Origin of the sequence: Pseudomonas sp. WC1 (assembly GCF_050586565.1) — a bacterium.
Lineage (GTDB): Bacteria > Pseudomonadota > Gammaproteobacteria > Pseudomonadales > Pseudomonadaceae > Aquipseudomonas.
In genome coordinates, this window is sequence record NZ_JBOBDQ010000014.1 from 28,706 (window position 1) to 49,063 (window position 20,358).

Annotated in this window: 21 protein-coding genes; all 21 read left to right on the forward strand. The window is 60.3% G+C overall.

Annotation, left to right across the window (positions count from 1 at the left end; all coding sequences use genetic code 11):
- The first annotated feature begins 18 nt into the window (after nucleotides 1-18).
- The 21 genes from rpmH to glmS all read left to right on the forward strand — a co-directional run bounded on the left by rpmH (nucleotide 19) and on the right by glmS (nucleotide 20,228).
- Entirely contained in the window at nucleotides 19-153 is a 135-nt protein-coding gene (gene rpmH / locus ACQ4OD_RS08950; RefSeq protein WP_003253163.1) for a 50S ribosomal protein L34, read from the forward strand.
- Between the two features lie 13 nt (nucleotides 154-166).
- Nucleotides 167-568: a ribonuclease P protein component gene (rnpA, locus tag ACQ4OD_RS08955; RefSeq protein ID WP_102683383.1), complete on the forward strand. Its 402-nt coding sequence runs from the start codon at nucleotides 167-169 to the stop codon at nucleotides 566-568.
- On the forward strand, nucleotides 561-806 hold the full coding sequence (gene yidD, locus ACQ4OD_RS08960) for a membrane protein insertion efficiency factor YidD (RefSeq protein ID WP_011536514.1): 246 nt from the start codon (nucleotides 561-563) through the stop codon (nucleotides 804-806). The genes rnpA and yidD overlap by 8 nt, the downstream gene beginning before the upstream one ends.
- Nucleotides 807-808: 2 nt before the next feature.
- Complete coding sequence (gene yidC, locus ACQ4OD_RS08965) at nucleotides 809-2,491, forward strand: membrane protein insertase YidC (RefSeq protein WP_277502400.1); 1,683 nt, start codon at nucleotides 809-811, stop codon at nucleotides 2,489-2,491.
- An 83-nt stretch (nucleotides 2,492-2,574) separates the two neighbouring features.
- Nucleotides 2,575-3,948, forward strand: a complete 1,374-nt coding sequence (gene mnmE / locus ACQ4OD_RS08970) for a tRNA uridine-5-carboxymethylaminomethyl(34) synthesis GTPase MnmE (protein WP_139674725.1) — start codon at nucleotides 2,575-2,577, stop codon at nucleotides 3,946-3,948.
- A 537-nt stretch (nucleotides 3,949-4,485) separates the two neighbouring features.
- Entirely contained in the window at nucleotides 4,486-6,378 is a 1,893-nt protein-coding gene (gene mnmG / locus ACQ4OD_RS08975; protein WP_430944188.1) for a tRNA uridine-5-carboxymethylaminomethyl(34) synthesis enzyme MnmG, read from the forward strand.
- Nucleotides 6,375-7,025 carry a 16S rRNA (guanine(527)-N(7))-methyltransferase RsmG gene (rsmG, locus tag ACQ4OD_RS08980; protein WP_102683387.1) on the forward strand — a complete coding sequence of 217 codons (651 nt, stop codon included), beginning with the start codon at nucleotides 6,375-6,377 and terminating at the stop codon, nucleotides 7,023-7,025. Before mnmG ends, rsmG begins: the two co-directional genes overlap by 4 nt.
- An 18-nt stretch (nucleotides 7,026-7,043) precedes the next feature.
- Nucleotides 7,044-7,835: a ParA family protein gene (locus tag ACQ4OD_RS08985; protein WP_023628558.1), complete on the forward strand. Its 792-nt coding sequence runs from the start codon at nucleotides 7,044-7,046 to the stop codon at nucleotides 7,833-7,835.
- Nucleotides 7,836-7,844: 9 nt separating this feature from the next.
- The gene (locus tag ACQ4OD_RS08990; RefSeq protein WP_110696877.1) at nucleotides 7,845-8,717 is read left to right on the forward strand and encodes a ParB/RepB/Spo0J family partition protein; all 873 of its coding nucleotides are present in this window, start codon (nucleotides 7,845-7,847) and stop codon (nucleotides 8,715-8,717) included.
- Between the two features lie 149 nt (nucleotides 8,718-8,866).
- Nucleotides 8,867-9,274: a F0F1 ATP synthase subunit I gene (locus ACQ4OD_RS08995; protein ID WP_232889082.1), complete on the forward strand. Its 408-nt coding sequence runs from the start codon at nucleotides 8,867-8,869 to the stop codon at nucleotides 9,272-9,274.
- A 16-nt stretch (nucleotides 9,275-9,290) separates the two neighbouring features.
- A complete protein-coding gene (gene atpB, locus ACQ4OD_RS09000) occupies nucleotides 9,291-10,160 on the forward strand; it encodes a F0F1 ATP synthase subunit A (RefSeq protein ID WP_023628560.1) in 870 nt (289 codons plus the stop codon).
- 144 nt (nucleotides 10,161-10,304) lie between these two features.
- Nucleotides 10,305-10,562, forward strand: a complete 258-nt coding sequence (gene atpE / locus ACQ4OD_RS09005) for a F0F1 ATP synthase subunit C (RefSeq protein ID WP_003097235.1) — start codon at nucleotides 10,305-10,307, stop codon at nucleotides 10,560-10,562.
- A 58-nt stretch (nucleotides 10,563-10,620) separates the two neighbouring features.
- The gene (locus tag ACQ4OD_RS09010; protein ID WP_102683388.1) at nucleotides 10,621-11,091 is read left to right on the forward strand and encodes a F0F1 ATP synthase subunit B; all 471 of its coding nucleotides are present in this window, start codon (nucleotides 10,621-10,623) and stop codon (nucleotides 11,089-11,091) included.
- 12 nt (nucleotides 11,092-11,103) lie between these two features.
- Entirely contained in the window at nucleotides 11,104-11,640 is a 537-nt protein-coding gene (locus tag ACQ4OD_RS09015; protein WP_023628561.1) for a F0F1 ATP synthase subunit delta, read from the forward strand.
- Between the two features lie 21 nt (nucleotides 11,641-11,661).
- Nucleotides 11,662-13,206, forward strand: a complete 1,545-nt coding sequence (atpA, locus tag ACQ4OD_RS09020; RefSeq protein ID WP_038707082.1) for a F0F1 ATP synthase subunit alpha — start codon at nucleotides 11,662-11,664, stop codon at nucleotides 13,204-13,206.
- Nucleotides 13,207-13,254: 48 nt separating this feature from the next.
- A complete protein-coding gene (gene atpG, locus ACQ4OD_RS09025) occupies nucleotides 13,255-14,115 on the forward strand; it encodes a F0F1 ATP synthase subunit gamma (RefSeq protein WP_102683389.1) in 861 nt (286 codons plus the stop codon).
- A 27-nt stretch (nucleotides 14,116-14,142) separates the two neighbouring features.
- A complete protein-coding gene (atpD, locus tag ACQ4OD_RS09030) occupies nucleotides 14,143-15,519 on the forward strand; it encodes a F0F1 ATP synthase subunit beta (protein ID WP_023628563.1) in 1,377 nt (458 codons plus the stop codon).
- Nucleotides 15,520-15,563: 44 nt separating this feature from the next.
- On the forward strand, nucleotides 15,564-15,983 hold the full coding sequence (locus ACQ4OD_RS09035) for a F0F1 ATP synthase subunit epsilon (RefSeq protein WP_011536500.1): 420 nt from the start codon (nucleotides 15,564-15,566) through the stop codon (nucleotides 15,981-15,983).
- Between the two features lie 121 nt (nucleotides 15,984-16,104).
- The gene (gene glmU, locus ACQ4OD_RS09040; RefSeq protein ID WP_258599656.1) at nucleotides 16,105-17,472 is read left to right on the forward strand and encodes a bifunctional UDP-N-acetylglucosamine diphosphorylase/glucosamine-1-phosphate N-acetyltransferase GlmU; all 1,368 of its coding nucleotides are present in this window, start codon (nucleotides 16,105-16,107) and stop codon (nucleotides 17,470-17,472) included.
- Nucleotides 17,473-17,612: 140 nt separating this feature from the next.
- On the forward strand, nucleotides 17,613-18,380 hold the full coding sequence (locus tag ACQ4OD_RS09045) for a DeoR/GlpR family DNA-binding transcription regulator (RefSeq protein ID WP_111531919.1): 768 nt from the start codon (nucleotides 17,613-17,615) through the stop codon (nucleotides 18,378-18,380).
- Nucleotides 18,381-18,392: 12 nt separating this feature from the next.
- Complete coding sequence (gene glmS / locus ACQ4OD_RS09050; RefSeq protein WP_198754103.1) at nucleotides 18,393-20,228, forward strand: glutamine--fructose-6-phosphate transaminase (isomerizing); 1,836 nt, start codon at nucleotides 18,393-18,395, stop codon at nucleotides 20,226-20,228.
- Nucleotides 20,229-20,358 lie beyond the last annotated feature (130 nt).

Here is a 20,358-nt window from a genome sequence, read left to right on the forward strand (position 1 = left end):
CAACCCAGGTAACACGCCATGAAACGTACTTTCCAACCAAGCACCATCAAGCGCGCCCGCACCCACGGTTTCCGTGCCCGTATGGCTACCAAGAACGGCCGTGCCGTTCTGTCGCGTCGCCGTGCCAAAGGCCGTAAGCGTCTGGCAATTTGATTTTTCGGCACAGGTGGTGAGTCAGGACTTCAGTCGGGAAAAGCGACTGCTTACACCCCGGCATTTCAAAGCGGTCTTCGACTCCCCAACCGGCAAGGTTCCAGGGAAAAACCTGCTTATCCTTGCCCGCGAGAACGGCCTCGATCATCCGCGCCTAGGCCTGGTGATCGGCAAGAAGAGCGTCAAGCTCGCCGTTCAACGCAATCGCCTGAAACGCCTGATGCGCGATTCGTTTCGCCTGAACCAGCAGCTGTTGGCTGGCCTGGACATCGTGATCGTCGCGCGCAAGGGGTTGGGCGAAGTGGAAAACCCAGAATTGCACCAACACTTTGGCAAGCTCTGGAAGCGACTGGTCCGCAGTCGGCCCTCTCCAGCGGTCGCCAATTCCGCAGGGGTAGACAGTCACGATGCGTAAACTGGCCCTCGTTCCGATCCAGTTTTACCGTTACGCCATCAGTCCACTGATGGCCAGTCACTGTCGTTTCTATCCCAGCTGTTCCTGTTACGCCTATGAAGCCATTGAAAACCATGGCCTCTTGCGTGGTGGGTGGCTGGCCGTTCGTCGCCTGGGGCGTTGTCATCCGTGGAACGACGGCGGTTTCGATCCCGTTCCACCAGCTCCTTCCTCCCGAACTTCTTCGATAGCCGAGTAATCATGGATATTAAACGCACGATCCTGATCGTCGCCCTGGCAATCGTGTCCTATGTCATGGTCCTCAAGTGGAACCAGGACTACGGCCAGGCTGCCCTGCCGACTCAGAATGCTGCTGCCAGCAATGCTGCCCCGGCCCTGCCGGACACCGTGCCGGCCGGCAACTCCGGTGCAAGCGCCGATGTGCCGAGCGCCAATGCTGAATCCAGCCCAGCCGAACTGGCGCCAGTGGCGCTCAGCAAGGACCTGATCCGGATCAAGACCGACGTCCTGGACCTGGCTATCGACCCGGTCGGTGGTGACATCGTCCAACTGACCCTGCCTAAGTACCCACGTCGCCAGGATCATCCGGATATTCCGTTCCAGCTGTTCGACAACGGTGGCGAACGTGTGTATCTGGCCCAGAGTGGCCTGACCGGCGCCAACGGTCCGGACGCCCGCGCCACTGGTCGCCCGCTGTACGCCGCAGAGCAGAAGAGCTTCCAGCTGGCCGACGGCCAGGACCAACTGTCGGTCGACCTGAAGTTCAGCGAGAACGGCGTCAACTACATCAAGCGCTTCAGCTTCAAGCGCGGTGAGTATGACCTGACCGTCAGCTACCTGATCGACAACCAGAGTGCTCAGGCCTGGACCGGCAACATGTTTGCCCAGCTCAAGCGTGACGCCAGCTCCGATCCGTCGTCGAGCACCGCCACCGGTACCGCCACCTACCTCGGCGCGGCCCTGTGGACAGCTTCCGAGCCGTACAAGAAAGTGTCGATGAAAGACATCGACAAGGGTAGTTTGAAAGAAAATGTGACTGGCGGCTGGGTAGCCTGGCTGCAGCACTACTTCGTGACAGCCTGGATCCCGACCCACTCGGACAACAACGCCGTCCAGACCCGCAAGGACAGCCAGGGCAACTACATCATCGGCTATACCGGCCCGGCGCTTAACGTCCCTGCCGGCGGAAAGGTCGAAACCAGCGCCATGCTGTATGCCGGCCCGAAGATCCAGTCCAAGCTCAAGGAGTTGTCCCCAGGCCTGGAACTGACCGTCGACTACGGCTTCCTGTGGTTCATCGCACAGCCGATCTTCTGGCTGCTGCAACATATCCACAGCCTGCTGGGCAACTGGGGCTGGTCGATCATCGTCCTGACCATGTTGATCAAGGGCCTGTTCTTCCCGCTGTCGGCCGCCAGCTACCGCTCGATGGCGCGCATGCGTGCCGTGGCGCCAAAACTGGCCCAGCTCAAGGAACGCTTCGGTGATGATCGCCAGAAGATGTCCCAGGCGATGATGGAGCTGTACAAGAAAGAGAAGATCAACCCGCTGGGCGGCTGCCTGCCGATCCTGGTGCAGATGCCGGTGTTCCTGGCCCTGTACTGGGTGCTGCTGGAAAGCGTCGAGATGCGCCAAGCCCCGTGGATGCTGTGGATCACCGACCTGTCGATCAAGGATCCGTTCTTCATCCTGCCGATCATCATGGGTGCCACCATGTTCATCCAGCAGCGCCTGAACCCGACCCCGCCCGATCCTATGCAGGCGAAGGTAATGAAAATGATGCCGATCATCTTCACCTTCTTCTTCCTGTGGTTCCCGGCTGGTCTGGTGCTGTACTGGGTTGTGAACAACTGCCTGTCGATCGGACAGCAGTGGTACATCACTCGTCGTATCGAGGCTGCGACCAAGAACGCAGCCGCTTGACGGGCTGCTACGCTAGCCTGTGAACAAAAACGCCCCCCTGGGGCGTTTTTGCTATCTGTCGTATTCGTTGTAGAGGTTCGAGCATGAACACAGTGCGTGAAACCATTGCCGCCATCGCCACCGCCCAGGGCCGTGGCGGGGTAGGCATCGTCAGATTGTCCGGCCCGCTGGCCCGCCAGGCCGGGCAAATCATCACCGGGCGCAATACGCTGACCCCGCGGCATGCCCATTACGGCCCGTTCCGCGATGACGATGGCCTGGTGCTGGATGAAGGGATCGCACTGTTCTTCCCAGGGCCGAACTCGTTCACCGGCGAAGATGTGCTGGAGCTGCAGGGCCACGGCGGCCCGGTAGTCATGGACATGCTGCTGCAACGTTGCCTGCAGCTCGGTTGCCGACTGGCACGTCCAGGCGAATTCAGCGAGCGAGCGTTCCTCAACGACAAGCTCGACCTGGCCCAGGCCGAGGCAATCGCCGACCTGATCGAAGCCAGCTCCACGCAGGCTGCGCGCAATGCCTTGCGTTCCCTGCAGGGGGCATTCTCCAAGCGTGTGCATGGCCTCACCGAAGCTCTGATCGCCCTGCGCATCTATGTCGAAGCCGCCATCGACTTCCCAGAGGAAGAGATCGACTTTCTTGCCGATGGCCATGTGCTGCGCATGCTCGATGAGGTACGTGACACGTTATCCACAGTTCAGCGCGAAGCGGGGCAAGGCGCATTGCTTCGCGACGGCATGACCGTAGTGATCGCAGGCCGGCCGAACGCCGGCAAGTCGAGCCTGCTCAACCAGTTGGCCGGGCGTGAAGCGGCAATTGTCACCGATATCGCTGGCACCACTCGGGATATTCTTCGCGAACATATCCACATCGACGGCATGCCGCTGCATGTGGTCGACACCGCAGGCTTGCGCGACACCGATGACCATGTGGAAAAGATCGGTGTGGAACGGGCGCTCAAGGCCATCGCCGAGGCCGACCGTGTGCTCCTGGTGGTCGATTCGACGGCACCGGAAGCCAGTGATCCGTTTGCCTTGTGGCCAGAGTTTCTCGATCAGCGCCCCGACGTGGCCAAGGTCACCCTCATTCGCAACAAGGCGGATCTCAGTGGTGAGGTCGTGGGCCTGGAGCAAAGCGACGATGGGCACGTCACCATCACCCTCAGCGCCCGGGACAGCGACATGGGCCTGGATCTGCTGCGTGAGCATCTCAAGGCTTGCATGGGCTATGAACAAACCGCCGAAAGCAGCTTCAGCGCTCGTCGCCGGCATCTGGAGGCGCTACGCCAGGCCAGTGCCCACCTCGAGCATGGCCGTGCGCAGCTGACCCTCGCCGGTGCCGGTGAGCTGCTGGCAGAGGATCTGCGCCAGGCACAGCAAGTGCTGGGTGAAATTACCGGAGCATTCAGCTCGGATGACCTGCTGGGCCGGATTTTCTCCAGCTTCTGCATTGGCAAGTGATCCCATAGGGTTCGATTCGCAACAAAGCCGCTCTCTGGAGCGGCTTTTTTTTGCCCGCGATTCGTGTTGGTACCGGTCATTGCAAGCAGACCAGCAACCAAGGACGACACGCGCCGCGGAAAAAATTTCATCAACAGCGCCCCGCACACCTGGATAAGCTCTGTGGAAAACTCGACCTCAGCTCCGTTGATAACCAGGCTTTTTTTCTGAGGACAAACCTGCCTGTGGGTAACAGCATGATTCATCCACAGGTTAAACAGCGGTATCCAGAGCCCCCAGGGCCACTTCGACACAGGGTTTTGATTCTCTGTACACATTGATATGTATGGGCTGCAGAGACTTATGCACAGATAGGTTGGTGCCTAAACATAAACATAAAAACAAAGCTTTTTTAAATTTTTCCTCTTTGTTTTCTTTTACCTGCCACTCATCCACAGCCTGGTCAAATTTTGCTCAGAAGGTTTCTTTGAAGGGCGGGAAGTCCCTATACTTGTCGGCTTACCTTCTCTATTCGCAAAAACAGGCACGAGGTGCGTGGTGGATTTCCCTTCCCGTTTTGAAGTGATCGTCATCGGCGGCGGCCATGCCGGTACCGAGGCTGCGCTTGCGTCCGCACGCATGGGTGTGAAAACCCTGCTGCTGACCCATAACGTGGAAACCCTCGGTCACATGAGCTGCAACCCGGCCATCGGTGGCATTGGCAAGAGCCACCTGGTCAAGGAAATCGATGCGCTCGGCGGCGCGATGGCGCTGGCCACCGACAAGAGCGGCATCCAGTTCCGCGTTCTGAACAACCGCAAGGGCCCGGCGGTACGCGCCACCCGCGCACAGGCGGACCGCGCCATCTACAAGGCCGTGGTACGTGAAATCCTGGAAAACCAGCCGAACCTGTGGATATTCCAGCAGTCGTGCGATGACCTGATCGTCGAGCAGGACCAGGTCAAGGGCGTGGTCACGCAAATGGGCCTGCGGTTCTTCGCCGACTCCGTGGTACTGACCAGCGGGACTTTCCTCGGTGGACTTATCCACATTGGTTTGCAGAACTATTCCGGTGGCCGAGCAGGCGATCCGCCCGCCAATGCCCTGGCCAACCGCATGCGTGAATTGCCGCTGCGTGTTGGCCGGCTGAAAACCGGAACCCCGCCGCGCATCGATGGCCGTTCGGTGGACTTCTCGGTGATGACCGAGCAACCGGGCGATACGCCGATCCCGGTAATGTCGTTCATGGGCAACGCCGACATGCATCCGCGTCAGGTGAGCTGCTGGATTACCCACACCAACGCCCGCACCCACGAGATCATTGCCTCGAACCTCGACCGTTCGCCGATGTACTCGGGGGTGATCGAAGGTATCGGCCCGCGTTATTGCCCGTCGATCGAGGACAAGATCCATCGCTTCGCCGACAAGGAAAGCCACCAGGTGTTCATCGAGCCGGAAGGCCTGACCACCCATGAGCTGTACCCCAACGGTATTTCCACGTCGTTGCCGTTCGACGTGCAGCTCGAGATCGTCCGCTCGATCCGCGGCATGGAGAACGCCCACATCGTGCGCCCGGGCTACGCCATCGAGTACGACTACTTCGATCCACGCGACCTGAAGTACAGCCTCGAGACCAAGGTCATCGGCGGCCTGTTCTTCGCAGGCCAGATCAACGGCACCACCGGCTACGAAGAAGCCGGTGCCCAAGGCCTGCTGGCCGGGACCAACGCCGCGCTGCGCGCCCAGGGCCGTGAAAGCTGGTGCCCGCGTCGCGACGAGGCGTACATCGGCGTGCTGGTCGACGACCTGATCACCCTCGGCACCCAAGAGCCGTACCGCATGTTCACTTCGCGAGCCGAATACCGGCTGATCCTGCGCGAAGACAACGCCGACCTGCGCCTGACCGAGAAGGGCCGTGAACTCGGCTTGATCGACGATGAGCGCTGGGCGGCCTTCAGCGCCAAACGCGAAGGCATCGAGCGAGAAGAACAACGCCTGAAAAGTACCTGGGTGCGCCCGAACACGCCGCAAGGCCAGGCCATTGTGGATAAGTTCGGCACGCCATTGGCGCATGAGTACAGCCTGCTCAACCTGCTTGCCCGCCCTGAAATCGACTACGCTGGCCTGATCGAGGCAACCGGCGGCGAGAACATCGATCCACAGGTCGCCGAGCAGGTCGAGATCAGGACCAAGTACGCCGGCTACATCGACCGTCAGCAGGAAGAGATTGCCCGCCTGCGCGCCAGTGAGGACACGCGTCTGCCTTTGGATATCGACTACACGACCATCTCCGGGCTGTCCAAGGAGATCCAGGGCAAGCTCGGCGACACCCGGCCAGAGACCCTGGGCCAGGCTTCGCGTATTCCCGGCGTCACCCCGGCGGCGATTTCCCTGTTGTTGATTCACTTGAAAAAACGCGGCGCAGGCCGCGAATTGGAGCAAAGCGCTTGAGTTCCCCGGTCACCCCGCAACATGCCGAAGAGTTGTCCACAGGTGCGCGTCAGCTTGGTGTCGAGCTGACCGCGCAGCAGCACGAACTGCTGCTGGGCTACCTGGCCCTGTTGATCAAATGGAACAAGGCCTACAACCTGACGGCCGTGCGCGACCCCGACGAGATGGTCTCGCGTCACTTGCTCGACAGCCTCAGCGTCATGCCGTTTATCCACAACGACACCCAGCGTTGGCTGGATGTCGGCAGCGGCGGCGGCATGCCGGGCATACCGCTGGCCATCCTGCATCCGCACAAGCAGGTGACGGTGCTCGACAGCAACGGCAAGAAGACGCGCTTCCTCACCCAGGTGAAGATGGAGCTGAAACTGGACAACCTCACGGTTATCCACAGCCGGGTGGAAGAGGTCCAGCCCGAGCAGCCGTTCTGCGGGATCGTCTCCCGGGCCTTCAGCAGCATGGAGAATTTCACCAACTGGACCCGCCACCTGGGTGACAGCCGCACGCAATGGCTTGCAATGAAGGGGCTGCATCCTGCCGATGAACTGGTAGCATTGCCCGCAGACTTCACAGTGGAAAGCGAGCAGGCCCTGACCGTTCCAGGTTGCCAGGGCCAGCGCCATCTGCTGATACTGCGCCGCAAGGCATGACTGGGAACACGAGCAACAATGGCTAAGGTATTCGCAATCGCGAACCAGAAGGGTGGTGTGGGCAAGACCACCACCTGCATCAATCTCGCCGCATCGCTGGCCGCGACCAAGCGTCGCGTGCTGCTGATCGACCTCGATCCACAGGGCAACGCCACCATGGGCAGCGGTGTGGATAAGCACGAGCTCGAGCATTCGGTGTACGACCTGCTGATCGGGGAATGCGACCTGGCCCAGGCCATGCACTACTCCGAACACGGTGGTTACCAGCTGTTGCCGGCCAACCGCGACCTGACCGCCGCCGAAGTGGTGCTGCTGGAAATGCAGATGAAGGAGAGCCGTCTGCGCAACGCGTTGGCGCCGATCCGCGAGAACTACGACTACATCCTCATCGACTGCCCGCCGTCGCTGTCGATGCTGACGCTCAATGCGCTGGTCGCCTCCGATGGCGTGATCATCCCCATGCAGTGCGAGTACTACGCGCTGGAAGGGTTGAGCGACCTTGTGGATAACATCAAGCGCATCGCCGCCCGGTTGAACCCGGAGCTGAAGATCGAAGGCCTGCTGCGGACCATGTACGACCCGCGTCTGAGCCTGAACAACGATGTTTCGGCGCAGCTCAAGGAGCATTTTGGCGAGCAGCTGTACGATACGGTGATCCCGCGCAACATCCGCCTGGCGGAGGCGCCGAGCTTCGGCATGCCGGCACTGGCCTACGACAAGCAATCCCGCGGCGCGCTCGCCTATCTGGCGCTGGCCGGGGAACTGGTCCGTCGGCAGCGTCGTCCCTCACGCATTGCACAAACAACTTAAGGAATCCGCATGGCCATCAAGAAACGCGGTCTCGGACGTGGGTTGGATGCACTGCTCAGTGGTCCTTCCGTCAGCGCGCTCGAAGCGCAGGCTGTCAAGATCGACCAGAAGGAACTGCAACACCTGCCGGTCGAGCTGATCCAGCGCGGCAAGTACCAGCCGCGTCGCGACATGGATCCCGAGGCGCTGGAAGAACTGGCGCACTCGATCCGCACCCATGGCGTCATGCAACCGATCGTGGTTCGCCCGATCGGTGACAACCGCTACGAGATCATCGCTGGTGAGCGCCGCTGGCGCGCCACCCAGCAGGCTGGCCTGGATACCGTTCCGGCCATGGTCCGCGAGGTACCCGACGAAGCCGCCATTGCCATGGCGCTGATCGAGAACATCCAGCGCGAGGACCTCAACCCGCTGGAAGAGGCGCTCGCCCTGCAGCGTCTGCAGCAGGAGTTCGAACTGACCCAGCAGCAGGTGGCCGATGCCGTCGGCAAGTCGCGGGTCACCGTGGCCAACCTGTTGCGCCTGATCTCGCTGCCCGAGGCGATCAAGACCATGCTCGCCCATGGTGACCTGGAGATGGGCCACGCCCGCGCCTTGCTCGGCCTCGAGGAAAATCGGCAGGAAGAAGGGGCGCGTCATGTTGTCGCACGCGGCCTCACCGTGCGCCAGACCGAGGCACTGGTGCGTCAGTGGCTCAGTGGCAAACCTGAGCCGGTCGAGGCGAGCAAACCTGATCCGGATATCACGCGTCTTGAACAGCGTCTGGCAGAGCGCCTGGGCTCGGCGGTACAAATTCGCCATGGCAACAAGGGCAAAGGCCAGTTGGTTATTCGCTACAACTCCCTTGACGAGTTGCAAGGCGTGCTTGCTCACATCCGCTGAAACAATTCCTGTTGTAGCGCGCAGTCGGAAATCACTACCCAAGAGTTGAATAGGGGTTAATCCACCCCTATACTCTGCGCGCATTTTGTCGGCACAAATTATGCCAAGTCATTGTTGACGAGGCGGTCGACATTCGAGGAGCAGTTGTGATGGAAATCCGCACGCCAAACCGCCTGCCTTTCCATCGCTGGGCGGTTTTTCCGGTACTGCTGGCTCAATTTGTCGTACTGCTGCTGGCAACGCTGGTGTTGTGGCAGTGGAAAGGGGGAGTCAGTGGATATTCAGGCCTTTGCGGAGGTTTGATTGCCTGGTTGCCCAATGTGTATTTCGCCTGGAAGGCTTTTCGCTTCAGCGGAGCCCGGGCGGCGCAGGCCATCGTCAAGTCGTTTTACGCGGGCGAGGCAGGCAAGATGATTTTGACGGCAGTGCTGTTTGCACTGACCTTTGCAGGAGTGAAGCCATTGGCGCCGTTGGCAGTATTCGGCGTCTTCGTGCTGACCCTTTTGGTCAGCTGGTTCGCGCCCCTGCTGATGAATAAAAGACTTTCGAGACCTTAGGGCGTTTGAGGCAACCATGGCAGCAGAAACCGCTTCGGGCTATATCCAGCACCACTTGCAGAACCTGACCTACGGTCAACTACCAGACGGCAGCTGGGGCTTGGCCCATTCGGCTGCAGAAGCCAAGGCAATGGGCTTCTGGGCGTTCCACCTGGACACCCTGGGTTGGTCCGTTGCGCTGGGTCTGATCTTCCTGTTCATCTTCCGCATGGCGGCTAAAAAGGCCACTTCCGGCCAGCCCGGCGCCCTGCAGAACTTCGTCGAAGTGCTGGTGGACTTCGTCCACGGCAGCGTGAAGGATTCCTTCCACGGCCGCAGCCCGGTGATCGCCCCGCTGGCGCTGACCATCTTCGTCTGGGTATTCCTGATGAACGCCATCGACCTGGTACCGGTCGACTGGATTCCTCAGCTGGCCATCCTGATCTCCGGTGATCCGCACATTCCGTTCCGCGCGGTGTCGACCACCGACCCGAACGCCACCCTGGGCATGGCCCTGAGCGTGTTCGCGCTGATCATCTTCTACAGCATCAAGGTCAAGGGCATCGGCGGCTTCATCGGCGAGCTCACCCTGCACCCGTTCGGTAGCAAGAACATCTTCGTGCAGATCCTGCTGATCCCGGTGAACTTCCTGCTCGAGTTCGTCACCCTGATCGCCAAGCCGATTTCGTTGGCACTGCGTCTGTTCGGCAACATGTACGCCGGCGAGCTGGTGTTCATCCTGATCGCGGTGATGTTCGGCGCCGGCATCCTCTGGCTCAGCGGCCTGGGTGTGGTGCTGCAGTGGGCGTGGGCTGTGTTCCACATCCTGATCATCACCCTGCAAGCTTTCATCTTCATGATGCTGACGATCGTCTACCTGTCGATGGCTCACGAAGATAACCATTAAGACCGCCTGGCGTGTCTGATAGCCTTCCCCGCCCGTCTGGGGGGAGGGCTTAAAAAGTCCGCAAGGGCATGCTGTATCAAACGATTTGTTTTACCGCTTCAAACTAAAAACCTAACCAATACGACGTAAAAGTCGGGAGGAAAGATGGAAACTGTAGTTGGTCTGACCGCTATCGCTGTTGCTCTGCTGATCGGCCTGGGTGCTCTGGGTACCGCCATTGGTTTCGGCCTGCTGGGCGGCAAGTTCCTGGAAGGCGCTGCTCGCCAGCCAGAAATGGTTCCAATGCTGCAGGTCAAGATGTTCATCGTTGCCGGTCTGCTCGACGCCGTCACCATGATCGGTGTTGGTATCGCTCTGTTCTTCACCTTCGCAAACCCCTTCGTTGGTCAGATCGCCGGCTAATCACTCGTTTCCAACGAGTGAAAGGCTGTGATGAACAAAGACCGAGCGAGGTGTTGGCGTGAACATTAATGCAACCCTGATTGGCCAATCCGTTGCTTTCCTGATTTTTGTGCTCTTCTGCATGAAGTACGTATGGCCTCCGGTCATCACTGCTCTGCAAGAGCGCCAGAAGAAGATTGCTGACGGCCTGGACGCTGCCAATCGCGCTGCTCGCGACCTGGAGCTGGCCCAAGAGAAAGTGGGTCAGCAACTGCGTGAAGCGAAGGCACAGGCAGCCGAAATCATTGAGCAAAGCAAGAAACGCGCTGCTCAGCTTGTCGAGGAAGCCCGTGAACAGGCCCGCGTCGAAGCTGACCGTGTGAAGGCTCAGGCTCAAGCCGAGATCGAACAGGAACTGAACAGCGTCAAAGACGCCCTGCGTGCCCAAGTGGGTGCCCTGGCTGTTGGCGGTGCTGAAAAGATCCTTGGCGCCACAATCGATCAAAACGCGCATGCGGAGCTGGTTAACAAACTGGCCGCTGAAATTTAAGCGAGGGCGATCATGGCAGAACTGACCACGTTGGCCCGACCTTACGCTAAGGCTGCCTTCGAGCATGCCCAGGCCCATCAGCAACTGGCCAATTGGTCAGCCATGCTCGGCCTGGCTGCTGCGGTGTCGCAAGACGACACCATGCAGCGCCTGCTCAAGGCCCCGCAACTGACTAGCGCAGAAAAGGCCGCCGCATTCATTGAAGTGTGCGGTGACAAGTTTGACGCCAAGGCACAGAATTTCATTCATGTTGCCGCGGAAAACGAACGTCTCCTGCTTCTGCCGGAGATTTCGACTCTGTTCGACCTGTACAAGGCCGAGCAAGAGAAATCCGTGGACGTGGAAGTCACCAGTGCTTTTGCGTTGAACCAAGAACAGCAAGACAAACTCGCCAAGGTTCTCAGTGCACGGTTAGGCCAGGAAGTGCGCCTGCACGCGTCGGAGGATGCCAGCCTGATCGGCGGCGTCGTCATCCGCGCTGGCGACCTGGTAATCGACGGTTCGGTTCGCGGGAAAATCGCGAAACTGGCCGAAGCCTTGAAATCTTGAGTTTGAAGGGGCAGCAGAGCAATGCAGCAACTCAATCCTTCCGAAATTAGTGAAATCATCAAGGGCCGCATCGACAACCTCGATGTCGGCTCCCAAGCCCGTAACGAAGGTACCGTCGTTTCGGTTTCCGACGGCATCGTGCGGATCCACGGTCTGGCCGACGTCATGTACGGCGAAATGATCGAGTTCCCTGGCAGCGTATTCGGCATGGCCCTGAACCTGGAGCAAGACTCCGTAGGTGCAGTGATCCTGGGTGCCTATGACACCCTCGCCGAAGGCATGAGCGCCAAGTGCACCGGCCGCATCCTGGAAGTTCCGGTTGGTAAGGAACTGCTGGGTCGCGTCGTCGACGCACTGGGTAACCCGATCGACGGCAAAGGTCCTCTGGGCAACACCCAGACCGACGCGGTCGAGAAAGTAGCTCCAGGCGTGATCTGGCGTAAGTCGGTAGACCAGCCTGTACAGACTGGCTATAAGTCCGTCGACGCCATGATCCCTGTTGGCCGTGGCCAGCGTGAGCTGATCATCGGTGACCGTCAGATCGGCAAGACCGCCATGGCCATCGACGCCATCATCAACCAGAAAGACTCCGGTATTTTCTGCGTTTATGTTGCAGTCGGCCAGAAGCGTTCCACCGTTGCCAACATCGTTCGCAAGCTGGAAGAAGCCGGCGCCCTGGCCAACACCATCGTGGTCGTTGCCAGTGCTTCGGAATCCGCCGCACTGCAGTTCCTGGCGCCTTATGCCGGCTGCACCATGGGCGAGTTCTTCCGTGACCGCGGTGAAGACGCCCTGATCGTTTACGATGACCTGTCCAAGCAGGCCGTTGCCTACCGTCAGATCTCCCTGCTGCTGCGCCGTCCACCAGGACGTGAAGCGTACCCAGGCGACGTGTTCTATCTCCACTCCCGTCTGCTGGAGCGTGCATCGCGCGTTTCCGAAGAGTACGTCGAGAAGTTCACCAACGGTGCCGTCACTGGCAAGACTGGCTCGCTGACCGCTCTGCCGATCATCGAAACACAGGCTGGCGACGTTTCCGCGTTCGTTCCGACCAACGTGATCTCGATCACCGACGGTCAGATCTTCCTGGAATCGGCCATGTTCAACGCAGGCATCCGTCCTGCCGTTAACGCCGGTGTGTCGGTATCCCGTGTTGGTGGTGCCGCCCAGACCAAGATCATCAAGAAGCTGTCCGGTGGTATCCGTACCGCCCTGGCCCAGTACCGTGAACTGGCGGCCTTCGCCCAGTTCGCTTCGGACCTGGACGAGGCTACCCGCAAGCAGCTGGAGCATGGTCAGCGCGTTACCGAGCTGATGAAGCAGAAGCAGTACGCGCCAATGTCGATCGCCGACATGGCCCTGTCGCTGTACGCCGCTGAGCGTGGTTTCCTGACCGACGTAGAAGTCTCCAAGGTTGGCAGCTTCGAGCAAGCTCTGATTGCCTACTTCAACCGTGATCACGCCGAACTGATGGCCAAGATCAACGTGAAGGGTGACTTCAACGACGAAATCGACGCTGGCATGAAAGCCGGTATCGAGAAGTTCAAGGCCACCCAGACCTGGTAAGCCGCAGCGGGGGCTCCGGCCCCCGCTTGCTAACCTGATAGGTGATACATGGCAGGCGCAAAAGAGATTCGCAGTAAGATTGCGAGCATCAAAAGCACGCAAAAAATTACCAGCGCCATGGAGAAAGTGGCGGTCAGCAAGATGCGCAAGGCACAAATGCGCATGGCTGCTAGCCGTCCTTACGCGGAGCGTATCCGCCAGGTGATCGGTCATCTGGCCAACGCCAACCCGGAATACCGCCACCCGTTCATGATCGAGCGCCCTGTAAAGCGCGCTGGTTATATCGTGGTGAGCAGTGACCGTGGTCTGTGCGGTGGCTTGAACACCAACCTGTTCAAGGCCCTGGTCAAGGACATGAGCGAAAACCGCGAACAGGGCGTTGAAATCGACCTGTGCGTGATCGGCAGCAAGGGTGCGACTTTCTTCCGCATCTTTGGCGGCAACGTCGTAGCCGCGATCAGCCACCTGGGCGAAGAGCCATCGATCAACGATCTGATCGGCTCCGTCAAAGTGATGCTGGACGCCTACCTCGACGGCCGTATCGATCGCCTCTCGGTGGTTTCGAACAAGTTCATCAACACCATGACCCAAAAACCGACGGTCGAGCAGTTGGTACCGTTGGTGGCAACCCCGGATCAGGAACTCAAGCACCACTGGGACTACCTGTACGAACCCGACGCAAAAGAGCTGCTGGACGGCTTGATGGTGCGTTACGTGGAGTCGCAGGTGTACCAGGCGGTGGTCGAGAACAACGCTGCTGAACAAGCGGCCCGGATGATCGCCATGAAGAACGCCACAGATAACGCCGGTGATTTGATCAAAGAGCTTCAGTTGATCTACAACAAGGCGCGTCAGGCTGCGATCACCCAGGAGATCTCGGAAATCGTCGGCGGCGCTGCCGCGGTTTAACGGTTCAAAAATTCAGAGGATCCAGCTATGAGTAGCGGACGTATCGTGCAAATCATCGGCGCCGTCATCGACGTGGAATTCCCACGTGATGCCGTGCCGAGTGTTTACAACGCGCTGAAAGTACAAGGCGCGGAAACCACCCTGGAAGTTCAGCAGCAGCTGGGCGACGGCGTGGTTCGTACCATTGCGATGGGCTCGACCGAAGGTCTGAAGCGCGGTCTGGATGTCGTCGACACCAAGGCTGCCATCTCGGTACCCGTCGGCAAGGCAACCCTGGGCCGTATCATGGACGTCCTGGGCAACCCGATCGACGAAGCCGGCCCGATCGGCGAAGAAGAGCGTCGCGGTATCCACCAGCCAGCGCCTTCGTTCGCTGACCAGGCAGGCGGCAACGACCTGCTGGAAACCGGCATCAAGGTTATCGACCTGGTCTGCCCGTTCGCCAAGGGTGGTAAGGTTGGTCTGTTCGGTGGTGCCGGCGTCGGCAAGACCGTGAACATGATGGAACTGATCCGTAACATCGCCATGGAACACAGCGGTTACTCCGTGTTCGCTGGTGTGGGTGAGCGTACTCGTGAGGGTAACGACTTCTACCACGAGATGAAGGACTCCAACGTTCTCGACAAGGTAGCGCTGGTCTACGGTCAGATGAACGAGCCACCAGGAAACCGTCTGCGCGTAGCGCTGACCGGCCTGACCATGGCTGAGAAGTTCCGTGACGAAGGTAACGACGTTCTGCTGTTCGTCGACAACATCTATCGTTACACCCTGGCCGGTACCGAAGTATCCGCACTGCTGGGCCGTATGCCTTCGGCAGTAGGTTACCAGCCGACCCTGGCCGAAGAGATGGGCGTTCTGCAAGAGCGTATCACTTCGACCAAGGAAGGTTCGATCACCTCCGTCCAGGCCGTATACGTACCTGCGGACGACCTGACCGACCCGTCGCCAGCGACCACCTTCGCCCACTTGGACGCCACCGTCGTTCTGTCCCGTGACATCGCTTCCCTGGGTATCTACCCAGCGGTCGACCCACTGGACTCGACTTCGCGCCAGCTGGACCCGAACGTGATCGGCACCGAGCACTACGACACCGCTCGTGGCGTTCAGTATGTTCTGCAGCGCTACAAAGAGCTGAAGGACATCATCGCGATCCTGGGTATGGACGAACTGTCCGAAGCCGACAAGCAACTGGTTGCCCGCGCTCGTAAGATCCAGCGCTTCCTGTCGCAGCCGTTCTTCGTGGCTGAAGTCTTCACCGGCTCGCCAGGCAAGTACGTTTCGCTCAAGGACACCATCGCTGGCTTCAGCGGCATCCTCAAAGGTGACTACGACCACCTGCCAGAACAAGCGTTCTACATGGTCGGCAGCATCGACGAAGCGATCGAGAAAGCCAAGAAACTGTAATCCCGGCGCCCCGCAAGGGGCGCTAATTAGGTTGAGGCAAGCAGATGGCTATGACAGTCCATTGCGATATCGTCAGCGCGGAAGGAGAGATCTTCTCCGGCCTGGTCGAGATGGTAGTAGCGCACGGCAACCTGGGCGATCTGGGTATCGCTCCAGGCCACGCGCCGCTGATCACCAATCTCAAGCCTGGTCCGATCACGCTGACCAAGCAAGGTGGCGATCGTGAGGTGTTCTACATCTCCGGTGGCTTCCTCGAAGTGCAGCCGAACATGGTCAAGGTTCTTGCCGACACCGTGCAGCGCGCTGCCGACCTGGACGAAGCTCAGGCTCAGGAAGCCCTCAAGGCTGCTGAGAACGCGCTGAACGCGAAAAGCTCGGACTTCGACTACGGTGCTGCTGCCGCACGTCTGGCCGAAGCTGCAGCTCAGCTGCGTACTGTCCAGCAATTGCGCAAGGGCAAGTAACCTGGCCTTGGCCGGTCACTTCCAATGCGATTGAGTTAAAGGGTAGCCTCGGCTACCCTTTTTCTTTTCTGAATTTCCCCTTTGGTCACGTCCCTGACCGCCCAGGATTGGTAGCCAGTCAATGTCCCTCGATATCGTCATTCTCGCCGCAGGCCAAGGCACCCGCATGCGCTCCGCGCTGCCCAAGGTACTGCACCCGGTCGCCGGCAACTCCATGCTCGGCCACGTTATCCACAGCGCACGCCAGTTGCAGCCCAAGGGTATTCACGTGGTTATCGGCCATGGCGCGGAGTTGGTGCGCGAACGCCTTGCAGCGGACGATCTGAATTTCGTCCTGCAGGACAAGCAATTGGGCACCGGCCATGCGGTGGCCCAGGCGCTGCCGGCGATCACTGCCGACACCGTGCTGGTGCTCTACGGCGATGTGCCGCTGATCGAGGTGGAAACCTTGCAGCGCCTGCTGGCCACAGTCAGCGAGCAACAGCTCGGGCTGCTCACGGTAACCCTGCAGGACCCGACCGGCTATGGCCGCATTGTGCGTGACGCCGCGGGCAAGGTGGCGGCGATCGTCGAGCACAAGGACGCCAGCGAAGCGCAGAAGGCGATCAAGGAAGGCAACACCGGTATCCTCGCCATGCCGGCCGCACGCTTGGCCGACTGGATGGGACGCCTGTCCAACAACAATGCCCAGGGCGAGTACTACCTCACCGACGTGATTGCCATGGCCGTGGACGATGGCTTGGTGGTCGCCACCGAGCAGCCCCACGACCCGATGGAAGTGCAAGGCGCCAACGACCGCCGCCAGCTTTCGGAACTCGAGCGTCACTACCAGCTGCGCGAAGGCCGTCGCCTGATGGCCCAGGGCGTCACCCTGCGCGATCCGGCGCGCTTCGATGTGCGCGGTGAGGTGACCGTCGGCCGGGATGTACTTATCGATATCAACGTCATTCTCGAAGGCAAGGTAGTCATCGAGGACGACGTGCAGATCGGCCCGAACTGCGTGATCAAGGACAGCACACTGCGCAAAGGCGTGATCATCAAGGCCAACAGTCATATCGAAGGCGCGGTGATGGGCGAGGGCAGCGATGCCGGCCCGTTCGCCCGCTTGCGCCCAGGCAGCGTGCTGGAGGCCAAGGCACATGTGGGTAACTTCGTCGAGCTGAAGAATGCGCACCTGGGCGAGGGCGCCAAGGCCGGCCACCTGACCTACCTTGGCGACGCCGAGATCGGCGCCCGCACCAACATCGGCGCTGGCACCATCACCTGCAACTATGACGGTGCCAACAAGTTCCGCACGGTGATGGGTGAGGACGTGTTCATCGGCTCCAACAACTCGCTGGTGGCCCCTGTGGAAATCCAGGCCGGGGCCACTACCGCAGCGGGCTCGACCATCACCCAGACGGTTGAAGCCGGACAGTTGGGCGTGGCACGTGCACGCCAGCGCAATATCGAAGGCTGGAAGCGGCCGGAGAAAATCAAGAAGAGCTGAGTTATCCACAGCGCGTTTTGCACAGGCCGACTTATGTGAATAAGTCGGCCTTTTTATTTTCCGGTTCCTGCTGACTTGACGAATCGTTTGACTTAGGTTTTGATTGCAACACTTATCTTTCGAATCGAAACTTAACCGAAATGTCGAAACGAAATACTCCCCAACGTCGCCACAACATCCTGGCCTTGCTCAACGAGCAGGGCGAGGTCAGTGTCGACGCTTTGGCCAAGCGTTTCGAAACCTCCGAAGTGACCATCCGCAAGGATCTGCACGCCTTGGAGGCCAACGGCCTGCTGCTGCGCCGCTATGGCGGCGCGGTGACGATGCCTCAGGAGCTGCTGGGCGACACGGTTCAGCCGGTGTCCCTCTACAAGCAGGCCATCGCTCGTGCGGCGGTGGAACGCATCCGTGAACATGCGCGCATCATCATCGACAGCGGCAGTACCACGGCGGCGATGATCCCGCAGCTCGGGCGCCAGCCAGGCCTGGTGGTGATGACCAACTCGCTCAATGTGGCCCGGGCTATCAGCGAACAAGAGCATGAACCTGTGCTGCTGATGACTGGTGGTACCTGGGACCCGCACTCGGAGTCCTTCCAGGGCCAGGTGGCCGAGCAGGTACTACGCTCATACGACTTCGACCAGCTGTTCATCGGTGCCGACGGCATCGACCTGGAACGTGGCACAACCACCTTCAACGAACTGCTGGGATTGAGCCGGGTCATGGCCGAAGTGGCCCGCGAGGTCATCGTCATGGTCGAGTCGGATAAGGTCGGTCGCAAGATCCCCAACCTCGAGCTGCCCTGGGGCAGCGTGAACACCCTGATTACTGATGATCGCCTGCCCACCGAGGCACGCGACCGGATTCAAGCCCGCGGCATCACCCTTATCTGCGCCGCTATCAGCTAGGAGCAACATCTTATGTGTGGAATCGTCGGTGCCGTTGCTGAGCGCAATATCACAGCCATCCTCATCGAAGGCCTCAAGCGTCTTGAGTACCGTGGTTACGACAGCGCCGGCCTGGCCGTCCTGACCCAGCAAGGCGCGCTCGAGCGTCGCCGCCGCATCGGCAAGGTCAGCGAACTGGAAGGCGCGGTTGCCGCCGACCCGCTGGCCGGCCAGCTGGGCATCGCCCATACCCGTTGGGCCACACATGGCGCGCCGACCGAGCACAATGCCCACCCGCACTTCTCTGGCCATGAAGTGGCGGTGGTGCACAACGGCATCATCGAAAATCACGAGGAACTGCGTGAAGAGCTCAAGGGCCTGGGCTACGCCTTTGTTTCGCAGACCGACACCGAGGTGATCGTGCACCTCATCCACCACCTGCTCAAGACCATCCCCGACCTCACCGAGGCGCTCAAGGCAGCGGTCAAGCGTCTGCATGGCGCCTATGGCCTGGCTGTGATCAGCGCCAGCCAGCCAGACCGTCTGGTGGCTGCCCGCAGCGGCAGCCCCCTGGTGATCGGCCTGGGCCTCGGTGAAAACTTCCTGGCCTCGGATCAACTGGCCCTGCGCCAGGTCACCGACCGCTTCATGTACCTGGAAGAGGGCGATATCGCCGAGATTCGCCGCAATCAGGTGCAGATCTGGGATCTGGCCGGTCAGCCGGTCCAGCGTGAGACGGTGCAGTACCACGAAGGCGCGGAAGCCGCCGAGAAGGGCAACTATCGCCATTTCATGCTCAAGGAGATTCACGAGCAACCCGGCGTGGTGCAGCGCACGCTGGAAGGTCGCCTGGGCAATGACCATGTGATGGTGCAGGCCTTCGGTCCACAGGCCGCCGAGCTGTTCGGCAAAGTGCGCAATGTGCAGATCGTCGCCTGCGGTACCAGCTACCACGCCGGCATGGTCGCCCGTTACTGGCTCGAAAGCCTGGCCGGCATCCCTTGCCAGGTGGAAGTTGCCAGTGAGTTCCGCTATCGCAAGGTGGTGGTGCAGCCGGACACGCTGTTTGTCTCCATCTCGCAATCCGGCGAGACCGCCGACACTTTGGCTGCCTTGCGCTATGCCAAGGAGCTGGGTTTCCTCGGCAGCCTGGCCATCTGCAACAAGGGCATCAGCTCGCTGGTGCGTGAATCCGACCTGACCCTGCTGACCCTGGCCGGGCCGGAGATCGGCGTTGCCTCGACCAAGGCCTTCACCACCCAGCTGGTCTCGCTGATGCTGCTGACCCTGGCCCTCGGCCAGGTGCGCGGTACCCTCGAGGCCGGTGTCGAAGCCGAGTTGGTGGACGAGCTGCGCCGCCTGCCGGCGCGCCTGAGCGAAGCGCTGGCGATGGATGGCGTGGTCGAGAAGATCGCCGAGCTGTTCGCCGACAAGCACCACACCCTGTTCCTTGGCCGCGGTGCCCAGTACCCGGTGGCCATGGAAGGTGCGCTCAAGCTCAAGGAAATCTCCTATATCCACGCCGAAGCCTATCCGGCTGGTGAGCTCAAGCATGGTCCTCTGGCGTTGGTGGACAACGATATGCCCGTGGTGACCGTGGCTCCTAACAACGAGCTGCTGGAAAAGCTCAAGTCGAACCTGCAGGAAGTCCGCGCCCGTGGTGGCGAGCTGGTGGTGTTCGCCGACGAGAATGCTGGCATGAGCAATGGCGAAGGCACCCACGTGATCAACGTGCCGCACATCAACGATGCGCTGGCGCCGATCCTCTACACCATCCCGCTGCAACTGTTGTCGTACTACGTCGCCGTGCTCAAGGGCACCGACGTAGACCAGCCGCGCAACCTGGCCAAGTCAGTGACGGTGGAGTAACGCTACTGCTGTTGCAAAGGGAGGGCGCCACACAGGCGCCCTCCCTTTATGCTGTCTTCCTTCCTCTCAAAGTCTCCCTCGCAACCTGTTCGAGCAGGTAAAAACGCATATTCGATATGCAGCGCTGGCG

Coding starts and splice junctions, on each gene's coding strand:
- ACQ4OD_RS09045 (WP_111531919.1), top strand. CDS start 17,613: ATGTCGAAACGAAATACTCCCCAACGTCGCCACAACATCCTGGCCTTG.
- glmU (WP_258599656.1), top strand. CDS start 16,105: ATGTCCCTCGATATCGTCATTCTCGCCGCAGGCCAAGGCACCCGCATG.
- atpE (WP_003097235.1), top strand. CDS start 10,305: ATGGAAACTGTAGTTGGTCTGACCGCTATCGCTGTTGCTCTGCTGATC.
- ACQ4OD_RS08995 (WP_232889082.1), top strand. CDS start 8,867: ATGGAAATCCGCACGCCAAACCGCCTGCCTTTCCATCGCTGGGCGGTT.
- ACQ4OD_RS09015 (WP_023628561.1), top strand. CDS start 11,104: ATGGCAGAACTGACCACGTTGGCCCGACCTTACGCTAAGGCTGCCTTC.
- atpA (WP_038707082.1), top strand. CDS start 11,662: ATGCAGCAACTCAATCCTTCCGAAATTAGTGAAATCATCAAGGGCCGC.
- atpB (WP_023628560.1), top strand. CDS start 9,291: ATGGCAGCAGAAACCGCTTCGGGCTATATCCAGCACCACTTGCAGAAC.
- glmS (WP_198754103.1), top strand. CDS start 18,393: ATGTGTGGAATCGTCGGTGCCGTTGCTGAGCGCAATATCACAGCCATC.
- yidC (WP_277502400.1), top strand. CDS start 809: ATGGATATTAAACGCACGATCCTGATCGTCGCCCTGGCAATCGTGTCC.
- mnmE (WP_139674725.1), top strand. CDS start 2,575: ATGAACACAGTGCGTGAAACCATTGCCGCCATCGCCACCGCCCAGGGC.
- atpD (WP_023628563.1), top strand. CDS start 14,143: ATGAGTAGCGGACGTATCGTGCAAATCATCGGCGCCGTCATCGACGTG.
- ACQ4OD_RS08985 (WP_023628558.1), top strand. CDS start 7,044: ATGGCTAAGGTATTCGCAATCGCGAACCAGAAGGGTGGTGTGGGCAAG.
- rpmH (WP_003253163.1), top strand. CDS start 19: ATGAAACGTACTTTCCAACCAAGCACCATCAAGCGCGCCCGCACCCAC.
- ACQ4OD_RS08990 (WP_110696877.1), top strand. CDS start 7,845: ATGGCCATCAAGAAACGCGGTCTCGGACGTGGGTTGGATGCACTGCTC.
- yidD (WP_011536514.1), top strand. CDS start 561: ATGCGTAAACTGGCCCTCGTTCCGATCCAGTTTTACCGTTACGCCATC.
- atpG (WP_102683389.1), top strand. CDS start 13,255: ATGGCAGGCGCAAAAGAGATTCGCAGTAAGATTGCGAGCATCAAAAGC.
- ACQ4OD_RS09035 (WP_011536500.1), top strand. CDS start 15,564: ATGGCTATGACAGTCCATTGCGATATCGTCAGCGCGGAAGGAGAGATC.